The sequence below is a fragment of the Stenotrophomonas sp. GW821-FHT09E08 genome (assembly GCF_059416125.1).
Genome location: NZ_JBWKOO010000003.1, coordinates 296092 through 314935 on the forward strand (window position 1 = coordinate 296092; position 18844 = coordinate 314935).

Sequence of the window (18844 nt, forward strand, 5' to 3'; positions counted from 1 at the left end):
CGCGGAATGTAAGCGTTTCCATCTGGGCTTGTAAACAGTCCGTTAGGCGAATGTCCCGAAATGGACATGGAAATCTGTCTGCGCCGGCCCCTGCGGGGACCGGCCAGGACAGCGTGGGACAAGGCCTCAGCCCTGTTCTGACGGGGTCAGCGCACGGATGGACAGCGCGTGGATATCCGTCTCCATCATCGCTCCCAGCGCGGCGTAGACCGCGCGGTGACGGGCCAGCGGGCCCAGCCCGGCGAACCGATCACTGACCACATGCACGTTGAAATGGCCACGACCGTCGCGGGCGCCGGCATGGCCAGCATGGCGATGGCTGTCGTCCTCGATTTCGAGCACGATCGGGGCCAACGCTTGTTGCAGCGCATCACGAATCCGCTCGATCCGTTCCGCGTTCACGGCAGCACCTTGCGGAACGGCCGCACCTGCACATGGGTGTAGACACCTGCCGCCACGTAGGGGTCGGCATCGGCCCAGGCCTGCGCCTGCGGCAACGAATCGAACTGGGCAATCACCAACGAGCCACTGAAACCGGCCGGGCCCGGGTCTTCGCTGTCCACCGCCGGGCAAGGCCCGGCCAACAGGAGGCGACCTTCGTCGCGCAGCGCGTGCAGCCGCGCCAGGTGTTCCGGCCGCGCCTGCAGTCGTTGCGCCAGGACATCCTGGCCGTCATACCCTTCGATCACATACCACACCGGCATTTCCTCGCTCGCGTTGTCGGTGCGCTGATTCTAGCCAATGCGGCCCCTGCCCCGGTCGCAGCTGGACACTGGCGCGGCAAAGGCTTACTCTAGACTCCATTGCACGTGGCTGGATGCAGCAGCCCGTCGGTTTTTGCGGCCAACGCAGCCCCCGACGACCGTCCCGCTGTTTCAAAGGGGCCACGTAGACGACCTCCCCGTAGTCCCGTCGCTGCCGTTCCCTGCGGCGCGTCCTGCTGTTTGATATGTGTGGAAGCGCGCCGATCCCGGCGTGTCTGGTGCCCTGGGGCTCCGTGGCGTTGGCCCGGTGAACCCGGTGCCGCGACTGGTCCGTTGCAATCCTGATGTCCATTAGATGACTTCCGAACTCGCGCTCGACGCGAACCCGCCAACCCGGCCGCCCGCCCCCCAGCAGCAGGAAATGCCGCTGGCCGTGGTGCATGGGCAACCAGTCCTGCAGATTCCGCAGGACCTGTACATCCCGCCGGATGCGCTGGAAGTCATCCTGGATGCCTTTGAAGGCCCACTGGACCTGCTGCTGTACCTGATCCGCCGGCAGAACCTGGACGTGCTGGACATCCCCGTGGCCGAGATCACCCGGCAGTACGTGGAATACATCACGGTGATGCGCGAGCTGCGTTTCGAGCTGGCCGCCGAGTACCTGGTGATGGCCGCGATCCTCGCCGAGGTGAAGTCGCGCATGCTGCTGCCGCGCCCGGTCAGCGAGGAAGGCGATGAGGCCGACCCGCGTGCCGAGCTGGTACGCCGGCTGCAGGAGTACGAACGTTTCAAGCAGGCTGCCGAGGACATCGACGCCCTGCCCCGCCAGGACCGCGATACCAGCCTGGCCCACGCCTTCATGCCCGAACGGGCGACGGTGAAGCTGCCGCCGCCGGTCGACCTGAAGGAAATGCTGATGGCCCTGCACGACGTGCTCAAGCGCGCCGAGCTGTTCACCGGCCACGCGATCAAGCGCGAGGCGCTGAGTGTCCGGCAGCGCATGGGTGAAGTACTCGGCCGGCTTGAAGACGGCAAGTTCTACCGCTTTGAAGGGTTGTTCACCGCCGAAGAAGGCAAGCTGGGCGTGCTGGTCACGTTCCTGGCGGTGCTGGAACTGGCCAAGGAGCAGCTGCTGGACATCGTCCAGGAAGAACCGCTGGCGCCGATCTATGTGAAGTCATTGGCCGCCGGCAACACCAACGCCCCGCTGCAGTTCAGCAGCGAGTTCGACGACAACGACGCCGCCAATGCCAACGAGTGAGCGCTGACTGCCGATGGATCAACCGCTGATCGACCGCATTGTCGAAGGTGCGCTGCTGGCTTCCAGCCAGCCGCTTACCCTGGCCCAGCTGAAGGACCTGTTCCCGGAAGAGGAACCGGCACCGCCGGGCAGCATCGAACGTGCGCTGGAACGCCTGCGCGACGCCTGCGAAGGCCGTGGCGTGGAACTGGTCGAGGTCGCCTCAGGCTTCCGCTACCAGGTCACCGGCGAAGTACACGGCTGGATCAGCCGGCTGTGGACCGAACGCAAGACCCGCTACACCCGCGCCACTTTGGAAACCCTGGCGCTGATTGCCTACCGGCAGCCGATCACCCGCGGCGAGATCGAACAGGTGCGCGGCGTGGCGGTCAGCAGCAACATCATCCAGGCGCTGGAAGAACGCGAGTGGATACGCGTGGTCGGGCACCGCGACGTGCCTGGCAAGCCGGCGTTGTTCGGTACAACCAAGGGCTTCCTGGACTACTTCGGCCTGAAGCGACTGGATGAACTGCCGCCACTGTCGGAACTGAAGGACCTGGGCGAACTGGAGCCACAGCTGTCGCTGGACCGCGATGCACCGCCCCGGGCTGGCGCCGAAGGCCCCGATGTTTCGACCGGTGGTCACGATGACGCCGCCAATGATGACACCGGCCTGGCCGGCAGCGAGACCCCCGATTCCGCCGATGCAGCCCCTGCCTCGGCCTCCGATGAGCAAGCACCTTCGCCCTTCGATGATGGGCATCCCGATTCCGCGCCGGGCGAGCGCGCGGTGCCAGTGAACGAACGCGAAGACAACGCCGTCGCGATGACGACCGTGGCTGTTGACCAAGCCGATTCCGAACCAGAGGCCGACCTCGAAACCGTCGGCCGGAGCAAAACTGATGAGTGACACCCCCCGTAACAAGCTCTCGCTGAAGCGCGAAGCCACCTCCGAACAGTTCAAATTGGAAGAACGCCTGCACAAGGTCCTGGCCCAGGCCGGCCTCGGCTCGCGCCGCGCGCTGGAACAGCGCATCGCCGAAGGCCTGGTCAAGGTCAACGGTGAAGTCGCGCAGACCGGCATGTCGGTCAAGAGCGGCGACAAGATCGAGCTGGACGGCCGTGGCTTCGTCGCCACCGCCCTGGCCGAGCCGTCGCGCGTGCTGGTCTACAACAAGCCGGAAGGCGAAGTGACCACCCGCGAAGACCCCGAAGGCCGCCCGACCGTGTTCGAGTCGCTGCCGCCGCTGAAGGGCGCGCGCTGGATCGCGGTCGGCCGCCTCGACATCAATACCACCGGCCTGCTGCTGGCCACCACCGACGGTGAGCTGGCCAACGCCATGATGCACCCGTCGTTCGAGGTCGAGCGCGAGTACGTTGTGCGCGTGCGTGCCCCGGAAGGCGAAGAGAAGGTCTCCGACGCCATCATCGACCGCCTCGGCCGCGGCGTGGCACTGGAAGATGGCCCGGCCAAGTTCGACGAGATCGAACGCATTGGCGGCACCGATTCGCACGACTGGTTCCGCGTTGTGGTGAAGGAAGGCCGCAACCGCGAAGTGCGCCGCCTGTGGGAATCCCAGGGTTGCCAGGTCAGCCGCCTGAAGCGCACCCGCTACGGCAAGGTTACCCTGCCGCGCGAACTGGCCCGCGGCCATTCGGTGGAGCTGGGCAGCGCCCAGGTCGAAGCCCTGCGTGCGCAGCTGAAGCTGGAAGAAGGCGCGCCGTCGGCGCTGACCCTGCAGCCGGTGATCGGCCAGCGCCGCGCCGCCAAGACCACCGTGCGCGTACGCGAAGGTGGCCGTGGCAATGCCTACGTCAACGGCCACAACACTGCCGATGAAGGTCGCGAGCTGCGTCGTTTCGACAACGTCCGCGAAGACCGCGGCCGTGGTCGTGGCGGCAAGGCAGGCGGCGGCTTCAAGGGCGGCCTGACGGTCAGCGGTGAAGCCGCAGCCAAGCAGTCGCAGAAGCCGTTCAAGCAGCGCGCACAGAAGAACGACCGCTCGTTGCCGGAAGGCAACCCGGCGGCATTCCGTACCTGGTATGTGCCGGACGGTGTCAGCACCGGCCCGAGCGGCCACCGCAATGCCGGTCCGGGTGCTCGTGGCCCCGGCGCACGCGGTCCGGGCGCAGGCGGCCAGGGTCGTCCATACGGCAAGCCGAAGGGTCCGGGCGCAGGCGCCGGTGGCGGCCAGGGCCGTCCGGCCGGTGCCGGCAACCGCTCGCAGGGCCAGGGCAACAAGCACCCGTACGGCCATCCGGGCAACGCCCCGAGCTTCCCGTCCGACCACGCCAATCCGGGCTTCAACCCGTATGGCAGTGCGCGTCCGGCCGGCAACGGTCGTCCGGGCGGCAACGCCAATGCACGCCCGGGCGGCAACCGCGGCGCAGGTGGCCCCGGTGGCAACCGTGGCCCGGGCGGTCCCGGCGGCAATCGTGGTCCCGGCGGCCCGGGTGGCAACCGTGGCCCGGGTGGCCCCGGCGGCAACCGTGGCCCCGGCGGCCCGCGCCGCAGTGGCCCGCGCGGCGGCTGATCGCTGACGCGAGCGACATGAAAAACCCCGGCTCCGGCCGGGGTTTTTCTTTAAAAAGGGGACGGAGGGGATTAATTCGTTTTTGCCACGGTGTGTATCGAAGGGGCGAAAACGACTAATCCCCTCCGTCTCCTTTTGCGTGGCGCTGGAAAGCGGCGGGCGTAGTGCCGGTCATGCTGCGGAAGAAGGCAATGAACGGGCTCTCGGCGGAGAAGCCGGTGTCCTGGGCCACATGCGCGACGCGATGGCCGAGCAGCAGCAGCTCCATGGCCCGCATCAGGCGCCATTGCTGGCGCCAGGCCTGATAGCTCATGCCGGTATCGCGTTGCATCAACCGACCGACGGTACGCGCGCTCAGGCCTGTGCGCGCGGCCAGCTCCCCCAGTTCGGGCGGCAGCTGTTCGGCCAGCGGCAGGCAACGTGCAATCCGCGGATCACGCGGTAAAGGCAGGTCCATCGGCGCCACCGGTGCAGCGGCGATTTCCAGCACGCACAACCCCAGTTGATGGTGCGCGCGCGGCGACTGCCAGTCATGGTCGAACGGTGCCTGCGCGATCGGCTCCAGCAAGGCCTGCAGCAGCGGGCCTACGCCGATGATCGCCGGCTGCCGGGGCAGCTGGGCCGACAGGGTGGCGTCGAAGTACAACGAACGGTAGTCGACCGCTTGGCGCATCTGCGCGCGATGGCGCAGCCCACCCGGAATCCACGCTGCGCGCGCGGGCGGCAGCAGGCTGATGCGATCACCATAGGTCAGGCGCGTACAGCCCTGTCGGGTGTACAGCAGCTGCGCGCGTGCGTGCTGGTGCCAACCCGAATCGTGATCCGCCAGTGAGGCCGCGATCCCCAGCACCGGAGCGCTCCAGGCATCGGCGTCGAAGTGCGCGTCCGGCTGCAACCAGGCCATGTCTGATTTCATACATTCGATGACAGGATAGACAGGGTGCGCCATTGCGGACGCGACCACAATGCGCGGCCCCGTTCCTGGAGCGCCCGCATGTCGCGTCGCCTGTTGTTGCTCGCCATTGCACTGCTGATGTTTCCGCAGCTGGCACAGACCCTGTACAGCCCGGCCCTGGCCGATCTAGCCATACGCTTCGCCTTGCCGCCGAGTGCCGCCAGCCAGGCCATGAGCCTATACCTGTTCGGCTTCGCTGCGGGTGTGCTGCTGTGGGGGCGCCTGGCCGATCGTATCGGTCGTCGCCCCGCCCTTCTCTGTGGCCTCGGCGTTTTCGCAGTGGCTGCATTGGGCGGCCTGATGGCTGGCAGCTTCGGCCAGGTGCTGCTGGCCCAAGCATTGGCCGCAGTCGGCGCCGCCGCCGCTTCGGTGGTCACCCAGACCGTGCTGCGTGACCATCTGCAGGGGCCGGCGTTGGCGCAGGCATTCTCCTGGATCGGCATGGCGTTGGCCCTGAGCCCGGCCATCGGTCTTGCACTGGGCACGCTGCTGGTCGCCGCCAATGGCTATGTCGGCGTACAGTCCGGCCTGCTACTGATTGCTGCCCTGCTGGCAGTCGCATGCCTGGCAGGCCTGCGCGAAAGCCGCCCTGTACAGATCCCGCACACGCCCATGCCGCCGCTGCTGCGGGAACTGCTGCGCGATCGCTGGATCTGGTCACACGCGTTGCTGGTGATGGCCTTCAACGTGGCGATGTACAGCTGGTATGTACTCGGCCCCTTCGTGTTTGCGCGCCTGCACTGGCCAGCCACCTGGTTCGGCGCCAGCGGCGCGGTGCTGGCACTGGGGTCGGCACTAGGCGCGTGGGGCAATGGGCGCCTGCTGCGTGCAGGCGCTGCCACAACCACGCGCATCCGCATCGCCGCAGGACTGGTTCTGACGGGAGGCCTGCTGGCCGCGCTGCTGCATGATCACCCGGCCCTGGTCGCGGCGATGGTGCCGGTGGTGACGGGCTTCGGCCTTGCCATTCCCAATGTGCTCGGCCAGGCCCTGCGCGGCTATCCACATTGTCTCGGCAGCGCAGGCGCGCTGTTCGGCCTGCTCTACTACCTGTTGATCGGTACGGCGATGGCGCTGGTCGGTGCAGTGCAGCTGCTGGCACCGACCCTCATCGTGTGTGGCCTGCTGGCCTTGTGGCTGCAACGGGACCGGGCAGTTGACGGCGGAAGGCCTGGTTGTGGATCGCAACGGTGAAGGAGCCGGTCCCGCTGCCATAAGGGCAACAGAGGCCCCGGGGGTTACGCCCCGGGGCCTGGGTCAGCGGACAATCGATTACTGCACGTTGATCACTTCGTCCATCGGCGCAAGGAAGTTGCCAGGGCTGTTGCGCGACGCCGAGATCACATAGGTCCCGGGTGTTGCGATGGTCGCGGTGCAATGGCGAATCGGCGTGGTGTTGCCACCGTCGTAATTGTCATTGGTACGGCACAGGAACTGACCATTGGCATAGACCGAGAAATTACTCGTTCCATCCACCTGGCCGCCGCCTGTGATGTAGATCTCCGATGGCGAGCCGGCCACACGCGGCAGGGTCCCGATCTCGAACCTGGCCGTCACCGGATGCGGTAACAGGCTAGGACAGGACACAACGATGCCGCTGTCGGACAGGCAGACTTCGGCGTGGGCGATCGCGGGTGTGGCGATGAGGGCCACGAGCAGCACGGACGTTCTGAACTCCATTCCAGCGTCTCCAATGATCCCAGCAGAATCGCTGGGACGTCCCTGTTAGGCATTGCGGGGTTACTGCAAGGTCAAGGAAATGTAAATGCACTGCGTGCCCACAGCATCGGATGGGTGCAGGATCCCCTCTGGGCGGTGCGTTGCACGCCTGTACTGCTGCTGGCACCCATCCCTTCCCGATGGCTTCATGTCGATGCAGGATGCTCACCCCCGCGCGGCACTTTTCCTGCGCATCTTGACGTTCACAGCTCATGTTAGGAATTGCTGCAAACACGGGGCATTGTGCGCCACGCACGGAATTCACATCAGGGCGCTGGCTATCGTGCGTGCTCTCCCGCACAAGGCAGATGCCCATGATCACCATCACCGCCGAACAGGCCCGCGCCAACGCCGATGCCGCCAAGCGCCCGATCGAACAGTTCTACCGCGACCTCGACAACTCGATCCAGATCGGCTCGGAAAATGGCCGCCGCTATATCGTGTTCGGCTTCAGCCAGGTGATGGCCAGCGAGCAGCTCGTCGAAGACGTGGTCGCACAGCTGCTGAAGAATGGTTTCGGTGTCGAACGGTTGTTGAGCGATTCCGAACAGCACTACATCCGGATCAGCTGGGATGGCGCAGCGCAGCGCCGCCTCAACGCCGGCTGAGGGTGAACGCGGTACCGTCCACGCCCAGGTCCCAGCCCTTGCCGGTACCGGACAGGGCCAGTGAGATGTCGCCCTTGGTCATCACCTGCGCATTGCTGGATTTCATCGCACCGGCATGTGCACCGACCGATGCGTAGGTGCCCAGTAGCTGATCGATGCTGATCGCGCCGGTGAAATTGCCGCGCCCGTTGGTGATCTTCGACTTGCCCACGGTCAGGCCGCCCCCCTTCATCTGGATGCGCACCGGCATGCTGGCGCCGTTGCTGCAGGTGACCGTGCCATTGCCGGAGGCAGTCTTGTAGATCAGCGACCAGCCGGACAGGTTGTAGTGCAGCTCGCAATCGAGGTTGCCGGCAGCGTGCGCGGCCGGGGCGAGCGATGCGGCAGACAGGGCCAGCAGCAGGGCGAAGGGCTTGTTCATGGCGGGACTTCCCGTTCGGTCGGACTGGCGGCGAATCTAGCAGCGCGCGCGTGCAGGTTGAATGCAGGCGCGCACGCTGGTGCGGCAGCGTTCAGGCCGTCGCTCAGGCCTGTTTGTCCAGATGGAAGGCATCGGCATCAAGCATGGCCGGGAAGCGCGCGCGGTGTGCGGCCAGCGCCTCGGCCGAGATGGTGGTGGTGACCACCTGTTCGCGCTCGCGGATCTCCACCTGAGGCTGCCCCAGGAAATCCAGCACCGCGCTGTCACCTGCGTAGTGCAGCTGGTTGCCATCGACGCCGACACGGTTGACCGCAGCAACGAAGCACAGGTTCTCGATCGCCCGCGCACGCAGCAGGGTCCTCCATGCATAGGCGCGTGCCGACGGCCAGTTGGCGACGAAGATCTGCAGGTCGAAATCCAGCTGCTGCGGACGCTCCACGTTGTAGCGGTTGCGGCAGAACACCGGGAAACGCAGGTCATAGCAGACCTGCGGATTGATCCGCCAGCCCTTCCATTCCACGCTCAGGCGCTCGCGGCCGGCGGCATAACGCTCGTGCTCGCCGCCATAGCGGAACAGGTGGCGCTTGTCGTAGTACTGCAGCTCGCCGTCGGGCGTGGCGAACAGCAGACGGTTGTAGACGCCCTCGCCCTCGCGCAACTGCACGCTGCCGATCACCGCCGCGTTCAAGACCCTGGCCTGCTCGCGCACCCAGGCCACGGTCGGGCCATCCATGCCTTCGGCCTGGGCGATGGCCTCGTTGGAGAAGCCGCTGGTGAAGGTCTCCGGCAGGATCACCAGGTCGGTGCTGCCGGCCAGCGGCGCCAGCAACGCACCGTAGTAGGCACGGTTGCCAGCCGGGTCGTGCCAGCGGGTGTCACCCTGGACGAGGGAAATGCGCAGGTCCTGCATGTTCAAGCCTCGCTCAGAGCAGGCGCAGGCGTTCGATCGCCGCGTCCATGGTCGCTTCATTCTTGGCAAAGCACAGGCGCACCAGGCGCTGGCCAGCCGGCGGATTCTCGTAGAACGGCGACAGCGGAATGGCGGTGACGCCCTTCTCGATGGTCAGCCACTTCACGAACTCATGGTCCGGCAGATCGCTGATGGCCGAGTAATCGACCAGCTGGAAATAACCGCCCGGCACCGGCAACGCCTTCAATCGGGTGCCAGCCAGCTGCTCGCGGAAGCGGTCGCGCTTGGCCTGGTAGAACGCGCCCAGCTCCAGGTGGTGTTCGGGTTCGTCGCGGATCATCGCGGCAAAGCCGTACTGCGCCGGGCCGAAACTGGTGAAAGTGTTGTACTGGTGCACCTTGCGGAATTCGGCGGTCAGCGCCGGCGGTGCGATCGCGTAACCGATCTTCCAGCCGGTGCAGTGGTAGGTCTTGCCAAAGCTGGAGATGACGAAAGCGCGCTCACGCAGTTCCGGATAGCGCAGCGCCGATTCGTGGCGGCGGCCATCGTAGATGATGTGCTCGTACACCTCATCGGAAATCAGGTAGATCTGCGTGCCACGCAGCAGCTCGGCCAGCGCCTGCATGTCCTGCGCCGACAGCATCGCGCCGGACGGGTTGTGCGGGGTGTTGACGATCAGCATGCGGGTGCGCGGGGTGATGGCCGCGCGCACGCGGTCCCAGTCGACCGCGAACGTCTGCGGATCCAGCGACACATGCACCGCCTTGGCGCCGGCCAGGTCGATCGCCGGCTCGTAGCAGTCATAGGCCGGGTCGAGCACGATCACTTCCTCGCCGGCCCGCACCACGGCGTGGATGGCGTTGAAGATGGCCTCGGTACCGCCACTGGTGACAGTGATCTCGCTGTCCGCATCCACCTGCGCGCCGTAGCAGTCCAGCGCCTTCTGCGCGATGGCCTGGCGCAGCGGCGCCACACCGGTCATCGGCGGGTACTGGTTCAGCCCGGCGGCCATCGCCCTGGCGGTCTCATCGATCAGGCGCTGCGGCGCCGAAAAATCCGGAAAACCCTGGCCCAGGTTGACCGCGCCGTGTTCGGCAGCGAGCTGGGACATCACGGTGAAGATCGTGGTACCGACCTTGGGCAGCTTGGTGTTCGGTTGCATCGGCCTGGGGATATGGGGAGACAGGCCCCTGAGTTTACGCAATCCCTGCTTCGGTGGTGCCGGCCGCTGGCCGGCAACCTCGGACAATCTGCGACGCTTGGTCGCGCCTGCCGGCCAGCGGCCGCCACTACCGTATGCATTCACCGCTACAATTGCCGCCGCACTCCGGCATGAAGACCCTGCCCCTTGAACACCCCTGCATTGCTGGCCGCCAGCGGCCTTAGCTTCTCCCGCAATGACGAGCCGGTGTTCGGCCCGCTGGACTTCCATGTGGACGCCGGCGAGGCGCTGCTGGTGCAGGGCGGCAATGGTGCCGGCAAGACCACCCTGCTGCGCGTGCTGGCCGGCCTGGCCCGGCCCGGTGCCGGCCAGGTGCGGATCGACGGCAAGCCGGCCAGCAATGCCGAGCGTGCACGCTATGTGGCCTACCTCAGCCACCTACCGGCGCTGAAGCCGGACCTGGATACGCTGGAGAACCTGCATTTCCTGTGCGGCCTGCACGGTCGCCGCGCGCGGCAGATGCCGGGCAACGCGCTGGCCATCGTTGGCCTGGCCGGTTACGAGGACACCCTGGTGCGGCATCTGTCGGCCGGACAGAAGCGGCGTCTGGCACTGGCACGCGTCTGGCTGTCGCCGGCGCCGTTGTGGCTGCTCGACGAACCCTATGCCAACCTCGACCTGGAGGGCATCACCCTGGTCAACCGGATGATTTCCGCGCATCTGCGTGCCGGCGGCGCTGCACTGGTCACCACCCACGGCGCCTATGCCGCACCGCCGGTGCGTACCCGCCAGCTCGACCTCGGCGGTGCCGCATGATCGCGCCGGGTACCGAACCGGGCCTGTGGCAGACCGCAGGTGCGCTGCTCAAGCGCGACCTGCGCCTGCTCTGGCGCCGTCGCGGCGACGCATTGCAACCGCTGCTGTTCGCGGTACTGGTGGTGGTCCTGTTCGCCCTCGCCCAGGGCCGCGAACCACAACTGCTGGCCGCCACCGCCGGCGCAGTGCTGTGGCTGGCGGTGTTGCTGGCCGGCCAGCTGTCACTGGATTCACTGTTCCGCTCCGATGCCGAAGACGGCTCGCTGGAACAATGGCTGCTGGCGCCGGTGCCGCTGGCCTGGCTGGTGCTGGTGCGCGTGCTGCTGCACTGGGCCACCACTGCGCTGCCGCTGATCGTGGTCAGCCCGCTGCTGGCCGAAATGCTGCATCTGCCGCATGACCAGCTGCCGATGTTGCTGGCATCGTTGCTGCTGGGAACACCGTTGCTGAGCCTGATCGGTGGCGTGGTCGCAGCACTGACCGTAGGCATCCGGCGCTCTGGTATTCTCGTAGCGTTGCTGTCGTTGCCGCTGTACGTGCCGGTGCTGGTGTTCGGTGCAGGCAGTCTGGCAGCGGCCGGACGCGGACAGGATCCGGTCGGTGCACTGCTGATGCTGGGCGCCGGCCTGCTGGTCGCATTGGTATTGGCTCCGCTGGCCACCGCTGCTGCAATACGTATTTCTCTGAGTTGACCGAGCTGAGAGCCAATCCACCCCTGCTGGATAGCCGCCACGCATGAATCCGATTGTCCGCTGGTTCCACCAACTCGGCTCGCCCCCCACGTTCGACCGATTCGCTGCCCGCTGGTCGCGGATGTTCTACCTGGCTGCGGTGCCGGTGCTGCTGGTCGGCATGTGGCAGGCACTGCTGGTGGTGCCGCCGGAAGCCAAGCAGCTGGACAGCTTCCGCATCCTCTACATCCACGTGCCCAGTGCCTGGATGAGCCTGTTCGTATTCGCGCTGATGGCGCTGTATGCCGCCATCGCCCTGATCTGGCGGATCAAGGTCTGCGAGATCCTGGCCATGGCCTGCGCGCCGATGGGCGCCGGCTTCACCCTGATCACCCTGCTCACCGGCAGCATCTGGGGCAAGGGCACCTGGGGCACCTGGTGGGACTGGGACCCGCGCATGACCAGTGAACTGGTGCTGCTGTTCCTGTACCTGGGCGTGATCGGCCTGTACCACGCCATCGAGGACCGTCGCAGCGCCGCTCGCGCGGCTGGCCTGCTGGCCATCGTCGGTGTCAGCCTGCTGCCGGTGATCCGCTATTCGGTGGACTGGTGGGGCGGCCTGCACCAGCGCCAGTCGATCAACGTGTTCGGTGAATCGGCGATCAGCAGCGCGATGATCGCGCCGCTGTGGTGGATGGTGATCGGCACCAAGTTCTGGTTCGCAGGCTCGGTACTGGCCAAGGCCCGCGCCGACAACCTCGACCGCGAGGCCGGCAAGGCCTGGGTCGGTGGCCGCGTCGATGCCGCACGCCCGGCCGGGGAGGCCCAGCCATGACCCACCTGCCTTACGTGATCGGTGCCTACGCCGTGTTCGTACTGGTGCTCGGCGCCGATGCCATCGGTTCGTGGCTGCGCCTGCGCGTGGCACGCCGCCTCGCCCTGGCACGCCAGCAGCGACAGCAGACCCGCGCCGGCAAGCAGGAAGCCGCGTCGTCGTTGCCGACGGAGCTGGAACGATGACCCCGGTACAGCGTCGCCGCCTGGTATGGGTGCTGTTGGCCCTGCTTGCCTCCGGCCTGGCCACCGCGCTGGTGGCGATGGCACTGGAGCGCAACATCGCCTACCTGTACACGCCCTCGGAGGTGCTGCGCGGGGATGTCGATGCGCAGTCGCGCTTCCGCCTGGGCGGCATGGTGGTGAAGGGCTCCTTCAACCGCCCGGTCGGCTCGCTGGAAGCACGCTTCGAGGTCACCGACGGCGATGCTCAGCTGGCGGTGAGCACCTCACGGATCCTGCCCGACATGTTCGCCGAGGGCACTGCCGTGGTTGCCAGCGGCCGCCTGCAGGACGGAATTTTCGTCGCCGATGAAGTCCTGGCCAAGCACGATGAGAAGTATGTGCCGAAGGAAGTAGCCGACAAGATGGGCGACGCCCATCGCAAGCATGATGTGCCGGTGACGGCACCCGAGGTGCGCTGAGTGCTGCCCGAACTGGGTCAGATCCTGCTGTTGTGCGCGCTGCTGGCCTCGCTGCTGCAGGCCGGCCTGCCGCTGGCCGGTGCGCAGCGCAACAACACGGCATGGATGGCGGTGGCGCGACCGGCCGCCTTCGCGCAGCTGCTGCTGCTTGCCGGCGCCTTCGCGGTACTCACCGCCGCGTTCGTTCAGCAGGATTTCTCGGTGCGCTACGTGGCCGAGAACTCCAATTCGCTGCTGCCGATGATCTACCGCTACTCGGCGGTCTGGGGCGCGCACGAGGGCTCGTTGCTGATGTGGGCGCTGGTGCTGGCGCTGTGGACTGGCGCGGTGGCGCTGTTCTCGCGGCACCTGCCGGCGCCGGTACAAGCGCGCGTGCTGGCGGTGATGGGCGTGGTCAGCGTCGGCTTCCTCGCCTTCCTGATCTTCACCTCCAATCCGTTCCTGCGCCTGAACCCGGCGCCACTGGAAGGCCGTGACCTCAACCCGCTGCTGCAGGACCCCGGGCTGATCATCCACCCACCGATGCTCTACATCGGTTACGTCGGCTTCGCGGTGCCGTTCGCGTTCGCGGTGGCCGCACTGCTGGAGGGGCGCGTCGACGCGCGCTGGCTGCGCTGGACGCGGCCGTGGACCAACGTCGCCTGGGGCTTCCTGACGCTGGGGATCGCGCTGGGCAGCTGGTGGGCTTACTACGAGCTTGGCTGGGGCGGCTGGTGGTTCTGGGACCCGGTGGAAAACGCGAGCTTCATGCCGTGGCTGGTCGGTGCGGCGCTGATCCATTCGCAGGCCGTCACCGAGAAGCGCGGCACCTTCGGCAGCTGGACGTTGCTGCTGGCAATCGCCGCCTTCGCGCTGTCACTGCTGGGTACGTTCCTGGTGCGCTCCGGCGTGCTTACCAGCGTGCATTCGTTCGCCGCCGATCCCTCGCGCGGCCTGTTCATCCTGGTGTTCCTGTCGGTGCTGGTCGGCGGCAGCCTGCTGCTGTATGCGCTGCGGGCGCCACGTCTGTCGGTGAACGCCGACGATCCGCGCCGTGGCTTCACCGCGACATCGCGCGAAACCCTGCTGCTGGCCAACAACCTGCTGCTGGCCACTGCCTGCGCGATGGTCCTGCTCGGCACGCTGTACCCGCTGCTGGCCGATGCGCTGTCGCTGGGCAAGATCTCGGTCGGCCCGCCCTACTTCGGCAGCCTGTTCCTGCTGCTGATGGCGCCGATGATCCTGCTGCTGCCGTTCGGCCCGCTGGTGAAGTGGCAGCGCGACCAGCCTTCGCGTGCATTCGCGTTGCTGGCACCGTGGCTGGGGCTGGCCATGTTGCTCGGCGCGCTGGCCTGGTGGCAGGCCCCACAGAACGGTTGGAAGGCCGGCCTGGGCGTTGCTGCAGCGGCCTGGGTCGGGCTGGGCACCGCCCGCTTCGTCTGGCAGCGCCTGCGCGGCAACGGCCGTTTCACCGCCGAAATGCTGGGGATGATCGTCGCCCATGCCGGCATTGCCGTGTTCCTGGCCGGCGCGCTGCTGGTGGAAGCACTCAACGTGCAGCGCGAAGTAGCGCTGGCACCCGGACAGCAGGTGGTGGTCGGCCGCCATGAAGTGCGCTTCGAAGGCGTGGACCATCGCGAAGGTCCGAATTTCATCGCCGACCGCGGCCATCTGCGCGTGTTCCGCAATGGCCGCGAACTGGCACTGCTGCATCCGGAAAAGCGCCAGTACGCCAGTGGCGGCCAGGTGATGACCGAAGCCGGCATCGATGCACGCTTCGACGGTGATGTCTACGTGGCATTGGGCGAGCCGCTGGGCAACAATGCATGGGCGGTACGGGTGCACATCAAACCGTTCGTGCGCTGGATCTGGCTGGGCGCGCTGCTGATGGCCCTGGGCGGATTCATCACCGCCGCCGACCGCCGCTTCCGTCGTCCGTAGGAGTTCCCATGTCCGAGTCCCCCGCCCCGCGCCCCTCCCGCCCGCTGCCGCCGGTAGCCATCGTGATCGGCGTGCTGTTCTTCTTCGGCCTGCTCGGGCTGATGATCTACGGGGTGATGAAATCCGGCGACCCGCAGCGCGACGTGCTGCCGTCGGCCCTGATCGACAAGCCGGCGCCGGCGTTCGCGCTGCCGGTGCTGCACGACCCGGAAATGATCGTGCACAGCGACGAGCTGCGCGGCGCGCCCTACCTGCTGAACGTGTGGGGCAGCTGGTGCGCGGCCTGCCGCGAGGAACATCCGGTGTTGACCCGTTTCGCCGAGAGCAAGCGCGTACGCGTGATCGGCTACAACTGGAAGGACGACCCGACCGATGCCCTGCACTGGCTGGAGCAGCTGGGCAACCCGTTCATGGTCGTGCTCAGCGACGTGGAAGGCCGCACCGCGATCGACTGGGGCGTGACCGCTGCGCCGGAAACCTTCCTGGTCGATGGCAGTGGCGTCGTACGCTGGAAGTACAGCGGGGCGATGACCCAGCGCGTGGTCGACGAGAAGCTGATCCCGGCCCTGGAGAAGATCGAAAAGGCCCAGGGTAATGCCGGCAACACCCTGCACACGGCGCCCTGAGCCGATGCGCTGGCTGCTGGCGCTGCTGCTCATGATGCTGCCGTTGGCCGCGCTGGCCCAGCAGCCGCTGCACGATCCGCAGCCGCTGCAGTTCCGCGATGGCGCAGAGGAACGCCGCTTTCATGACCTGGCCGCGCAGCTACGCTGCGTGCAGTGCCAGAACCAGTCACTGGCCGATTCCAACGCGCAGATCGCCCAGGACCTGCGCCGCGAGGTGCTGCAGTTGATGCAGCAGGGCCATGACGACGCACAGATCAAGCAGTTCCTGGTCGCCCGTTACGGCGAGTTCGTGCTCTACCAGCCACCACTGCAGCCGGGTACGTGGCTGTTGTGGGGCGGTCCGCTGCTGGTGCTCGGCGCCGGTGCGCTGGTGGTGCTGGGCATCGTCCGCCGTCGTGGGCGCACGGTCGCGTCCGCACCGGCCAGCAAGACTGATGAAGGAGACGGTTGGTGAGCCATTGGCTTCCCATGGCAGCGGGTGTGAGTGCTGCGCTGATGGCTGCACTGGTGCTGTGGCCGCTGCGCCACCATGGCCGCCGCGGCTTCGTGGTCGGCGTGCTCGCGCTGGGCGTGGCCGGTGCCTGCCTGTACCTGCTGGTCGGAGACCCGCGTGCGGCACAGGTGCAGCCTGCGCCGTCGGTGGCCACCCTGCGTGACGGCGTGCAGGCCCTGCAGGATGCGTTGCAGCGCGATCCGCAGCGCGCCGATGGCTGGACGCTGCTCGGGCGTTCGCAGGCCGAGCTGGGCAACACGTCGGCTGCGGCGGACGCCTTCGCACGTGCCGCCGCCCTGGCCCCTGAAGACCCCGGCGTGCTGGTGGAAGCGGCACAGGCGCGGGCACAGGCCGATGCCGGCAAACAGTTCGACGACACCGCAATGACCTGGCTGCAGCAGGCGCGCAGCCTGGCCCCGGATGCCGAACGCGCCAGCTGGTTGCTCGGCATCGCCCTGCGCCAGCGCGGCCGGAATGCCGAAGCAGCCGATATCTGGAGCAGCCTGCTGCCGCGACTGGAACCGGGTGCCGCTCAGGCACTGCAGGCACAGATCGCGATCGCCCGCGAAGCCGCCGGCCAGGCGCCCGATGCTGGCGCTGCGACGCCACCGGCGCTGCTGCAGGTACGCGTGCAGCTGCCGGCGCTGAAGAGCAGCGAGTGGCCAGCCGGCACCCAGGTGTTCGTACTGGCGCGTGCCGTGGGTGGACCGCCGATGCCGGTGGCCGCACGCAAGCTGCCGCTGGCTGGCTTCCCGGCCACGGTCGGGCTGGGTGACGGTGACAGCCCGATGCCGACCGCACCGCTGTCGGCCCATCGCGAAGTGGAAGTGCTGGCGCGCATCTCGCGCAGCGGCAGCGCCAACCGTAGCGAGGACGATCTGCAGAGCACGCCGGTGAAGGTGAACCTGCCGCATGAGGGCGTGGTTGAGTTGCGGTTCCCTTGACGCTCCGCACGGTAGTGCCGGCCGCTGGCCGGCAACCACGCGGGCACATCAAGGTTCATGAGGTTGCCGGCAGCGGCCGGTACTACCGGGTGCATCGCCGATGGAAACCAGCGTGTCGCCAGCTCCACATGCAGCCCCGCTAGAATGCCCGCATGACTGAATTCATCCCGCCCGGCACTCGCTTCCATGCCCTGCCCTCGCCGTTCCCGTTCAAGCGCGGTGGCGCCCTGCACGGTGCTCGCGTGGCCTACGAAACCTGGGGAACGCTGGATGCCGATGCCGGCAACGCGATCCTGATCGTCACCGGGCTGTCGCCGGATGCGCATGCCGCTGCCAACGACGCCAACCCGGCACCGGGCTGGTGGGACGCGATGGTCGGGCCCGGCAAGCCGATCGACAGCGACCGCTGGTTCGTGGTGTGCGTGAACTCGTTGGGCAGCTGCAAGGGCTCGACCGGACCGGCGTCGCTCAATCCGGCTACAGGCCAACCCTATCGCCTCGACTTCCCGGAGCTGTCGATCGAGGACGGCGCTCGCGCGGCCATCGAGGTGGTGCAGGCGCTGGGCATTGAACAACTGGCCTGCGTGGTCGGCAATTCAATGGGCGGCATGACCGCGTTGGCCGTGCTGATGCTGCAGCCGGGCATCGCACGCAGCCACATCAACATCTCCGGCAGTGCACAGGCGTTGCCGTTCTCGATCGCGATCCGCTCGCTGCAGCGCGAGGCAATCCGCCTCGACCCGCGCTGGAACGGCGGCCACTACGATGACGATGCGTACCCGGAATCGGGGATGCGCATGGCGCGCAAGCTGGGCGTGATCACCTACCGCTCGGCGCTGGAATGGGATGGCCGCTTCGGCCGCGTGCGGCTGGATTCGGACCAGACCGACGACGATCCGTTCGGCCTGGAATTCCAGGTGGAAAGCTACCTGGAAGGCCACGCGCGGCGCTTCGTGCGCTTCTTCGATCCGAACTGCTACCTGTACCTGAGCCGCTCGATGGACTGGTTCGACCTGGCCGAGTATGCCGACGGCGACGTGCTGGCCGGGCTGGCGAAGATCCGGGTGGAGAAGGCGTTGGCGATCGGTGCCAACACCGACATCCTGTTCCCGGTGCAGCAGCAGCAGCAAGTAGCAGATGGCCTGCGCGCAGGCGGTGCCGATGCGCAGTTCATCGGCCTGGAATCACCACAGGGCCACGACGCCTTCCTGGTCGATTTCGAGCGCTTCGGCCCGGCCGTGCGCGGCTTCCTCGACGCACTCTAAGTGACGTGGCGGCGCAACCTCGCGCTGGCCGCGTTCGGCGCGCTGATCGCGCTGATGATCAGCGGCGTGCTGCCACTGTGGCTGGGCGGCTGGTGCCTGCTGGCCAGCGCAGTGTCGTTCGGCCTGTACGGCCACGACAAGCGCGCGGCACAGCGCAAGCAATCGCGGATTCCCGAGCGCACCCTGCAACTGCTGGCCTTTGCCGGCGGCTGGCCCGGTGCGCTGCTGGGCCAGGGGCTGTTCCGCCACAAGCATCGCAAGGCCTCGTTCCAATGGGTGTTCTGGCTGTGCGTGCTGGCCAACGTGGCCTCGATCGCAGTGATGCTGCGCGAGTTTTCGCGGTAACCGTTCGAATGGGTAGTGCCGGGGGGCGGGGCG

23 protein-coding genes are annotated in these 18844 nt (G+C 67.2%); 16 read left to right on the forward strand and 7 right to left on the reverse strand.

Annotated features, from left to right (window positions below):
• Nucleotides 1–126 precede the first annotated feature (126 nt).
• A complete protein-coding gene (locus AC07M7_RS06015; protein WP_046984370.1) occupies nt 127–402 on the reverse strand; it encodes a BolA family protein in 276 nt (91 codons plus the stop codon).
• Entirely contained in the window at nt 399–698 is a 300-nt protein-coding gene (locus AC07M7_RS06020) for a YciI family protein (RefSeq protein ID WP_046984387.1), read from the reverse strand. Before AC07M7_RS06020 ends, AC07M7_RS06015 begins: the two co-directional genes overlap by 4 nt.
• Before the next feature lie 361 nt (nt 699–1059).
• Between AC07M7_RS06020 and AC07M7_RS06025 the strand changes: the two genes are divergently transcribed.
• Genes AC07M7_RS06025 through AC07M7_RS06035 form a run of 3 tightly spaced genes read left to right on the forward strand, consistent with a single transcriptional unit; the run spans nt 1060 to nt 4478 of the window.
• Nucleotides 1060–1965: a segregation and condensation protein A gene (locus AC07M7_RS06025; protein WP_046984371.1), complete on the forward strand. Its 906-nt coding sequence runs from the start codon at nt 1060–1062 to the stop codon at nt 1963–1965.
• A gap of 13 nt (nt 1966–1978) precedes the next feature.
• The gene (gene scpB / locus AC07M7_RS06030) at nt 1979–2854 is read left to right on the forward strand and encodes an SMC-Scp complex subunit ScpB (protein ID WP_046984372.1); all 876 of its coding nucleotides are present in this window, start codon (nt 1979–1981) and stop codon (nt 2852–2854) included.
• Entirely contained in the window at nt 2847–4478 is a 1632-nt protein-coding gene (locus AC07M7_RS06035) for a pseudouridine synthase (RefSeq protein WP_495206949.1), read from the forward strand. Before scpB ends, AC07M7_RS06035 begins: the two co-directional genes overlap by 8 nt.
• A 115-nt stretch (nt 4479–4593) precedes the next feature.
• On the opposite strand, the gene AC07M7_RS06040 is transcribed toward AC07M7_RS06035, so the two are convergent.
• A complete protein-coding gene (locus tag AC07M7_RS06040; protein WP_046984374.1) occupies nt 4594–5382 on the reverse strand; it encodes an AraC family transcriptional regulator in 789 nt (262 codons plus the stop codon).
• Nucleotides 5383–5472: 90 nt separating this feature from the next.
• Here AC07M7_RS06040 and AC07M7_RS06045 point away from each other — a divergent pair, with 90 nt between their 5' ends.
• Nucleotides 5473–6627, forward strand: coding sequence for an MFS transporter (locus AC07M7_RS06045; RefSeq protein WP_495206950.1), 1155 nt, complete (start codon nt 5473–5475; stop codon nt 6625–6627).
• A gap of 78 nt (nt 6628–6705) precedes the next feature.
• Here AC07M7_RS06045 and AC07M7_RS06050 read toward each other — a convergent pair whose 3' ends face one another.
• Nucleotides 6706–7113, reverse strand: coding sequence for a hypothetical protein (locus AC07M7_RS06050; protein WP_012511621.1), 408 nt, complete (start codon nt 7111–7113; stop codon nt 6706–6708).
• A 353-nt stretch (nt 7114–7466) separates the two neighbouring features.
• On the opposite strand from AC07M7_RS06050, the gene AC07M7_RS06055 reads away from it, so the two are divergent.
• Entirely contained in the window at nt 7467–7760 is a 294-nt protein-coding gene (locus tag AC07M7_RS06055) for a hypothetical protein (protein ID WP_046984376.1), read from the forward strand.
• On the opposite strand, the gene AC07M7_RS06060 is transcribed toward AC07M7_RS06055, so the two are convergent.
• The 3 genes from AC07M7_RS06060 to AC07M7_RS06070 all read right to left on the reverse strand — a co-directional run bounded on the left by AC07M7_RS06060 (nt 7747) and on the right by AC07M7_RS06070 (nt 10253).
• A complete protein-coding gene (locus tag AC07M7_RS06060) occupies nt 7747–8181 on the reverse strand; it encodes a hypothetical protein (protein ID WP_046984377.1) in 435 nt (144 codons plus the stop codon). The two genes, AC07M7_RS06055 and AC07M7_RS06060, sit on opposite strands and share 14 nt — an antisense overlap.
• Nucleotides 8182–8284: 103 nt before the next feature.
• On the reverse strand, nt 8285–9091 hold the full coding sequence (locus tag AC07M7_RS06065; RefSeq protein ID WP_495206951.1) for an amidohydrolase: 807 nt from the start codon (nt 9089–9091) through the stop codon (nt 8285–8287).
• A gap of 13 nt (nt 9092–9104) precedes the next feature.
• Nucleotides 9105–10253 carry a pyridoxal phosphate-dependent aminotransferase gene (locus AC07M7_RS06070; RefSeq protein WP_005410338.1) on the reverse strand — a complete coding sequence of 383 codons (1149 nt, stop codon included), beginning with the start codon at nt 10251–10253 and terminating at the stop codon, nt 9105–9107.
• Between the two features lie 201 nt (nt 10254–10454).
• Between AC07M7_RS06070 and ccmA the strand changes: the two genes are divergently transcribed.
• The 11 genes from ccmA to AC07M7_RS06125 all read left to right on the forward strand — a co-directional run bounded on the left by ccmA (nt 10455) and on the right by AC07M7_RS06125 (nt 18811).
• Nucleotides 10455–11069 (forward strand): heme ABC exporter ATP-binding protein CcmA, encoded by a 615-nt coding sequence (ccmA, locus tag AC07M7_RS06075; RefSeq protein ID WP_495207005.1) that lies wholly within the window; start codon nt 10455–10457, stop codon nt 11067–11069.
• Entirely contained in the window at nt 11066–11761 is a 696-nt protein-coding gene (gene ccmB / locus AC07M7_RS06080; protein ID WP_006456616.1) for a heme exporter protein CcmB, read from the forward strand. Before ccmA ends, ccmB begins: the two co-directional genes overlap by 4 nt.
• Before the next feature lie 43 nt (nt 11762–11804).
• Nucleotides 11805–12575: a heme ABC transporter permease CcmC gene (gene ccmC / locus AC07M7_RS06085; RefSeq protein WP_495206952.1), complete on the forward strand. Its 771-nt coding sequence runs from the start codon at nt 11805–11807 to the stop codon at nt 12573–12575.
• The gene (locus AC07M7_RS06090; protein WP_046984380.1) at nt 12572–12760 is read left to right on the forward strand and encodes a heme exporter protein CcmD; all 189 of its coding nucleotides are present in this window, start codon (nt 12572–12574) and stop codon (nt 12758–12760) included. Before ccmC ends, AC07M7_RS06090 begins: the two co-directional genes overlap by 4 nt.
• Complete coding sequence (gene ccmE / locus AC07M7_RS06095; protein WP_136639498.1) at nt 12757–13218, forward strand: cytochrome c maturation protein CcmE; 462 nt, start codon at nt 12757–12759, stop codon at nt 13216–13218. Before AC07M7_RS06090 ends, ccmE begins: the two co-directional genes overlap by 4 nt.
• Nucleotides 13219–15138, forward strand: a complete 1920-nt coding sequence (locus tag AC07M7_RS06100) for a heme lyase CcmF/NrfE family subunit (protein ID WP_065724273.1) — start codon at nt 13219–13221, stop codon at nt 15136–15138.
• Nucleotides 15139–15146: 8 nt separating this feature from the next.
• Nucleotides 15147–15764, forward strand: a complete 618-nt coding sequence (locus tag AC07M7_RS06105; RefSeq protein WP_253078188.1) for a DsbE family thiol:disulfide interchange protein — start codon at nt 15147–15149, stop codon at nt 15762–15764.
• A 4-nt stretch (nt 15765–15768) separates the two neighbouring features.
• Nucleotides 15769–16218, forward strand: a complete 450-nt coding sequence (locus tag AC07M7_RS06110) for a cytochrome c-type biogenesis protein (protein WP_046986131.1) — start codon at nt 15769–15771, stop codon at nt 16216–16218.
• Nucleotides 16212–17201 carry a tetratricopeptide repeat protein gene (locus AC07M7_RS06115; protein WP_317233322.1) on the forward strand — a complete coding sequence of 330 codons (990 nt, stop codon included), beginning with the start codon at nt 16212–16214 and terminating at the stop codon, nt 17199–17201. Before AC07M7_RS06110 ends, AC07M7_RS06115 begins: the two co-directional genes overlap by 7 nt.
• 152 nt (nt 17202–17353) lie before the next feature.
• Entirely contained in the window at nt 17354–18466 is a 1113-nt protein-coding gene (gene metX, locus AC07M7_RS06120; RefSeq protein WP_046986133.1) for a homoserine O-acetyltransferase MetX, read from the forward strand.
• The gene (locus AC07M7_RS06125; RefSeq protein WP_495206953.1) at nt 18467–18811 is read left to right on the forward strand and encodes a DUF1294 domain-containing protein; all 345 of its coding nucleotides are present in this window, start codon (nt 18467–18469) and stop codon (nt 18809–18811) included.
• Nucleotides 18812–18844: the final 33 nt, after the last annotated feature.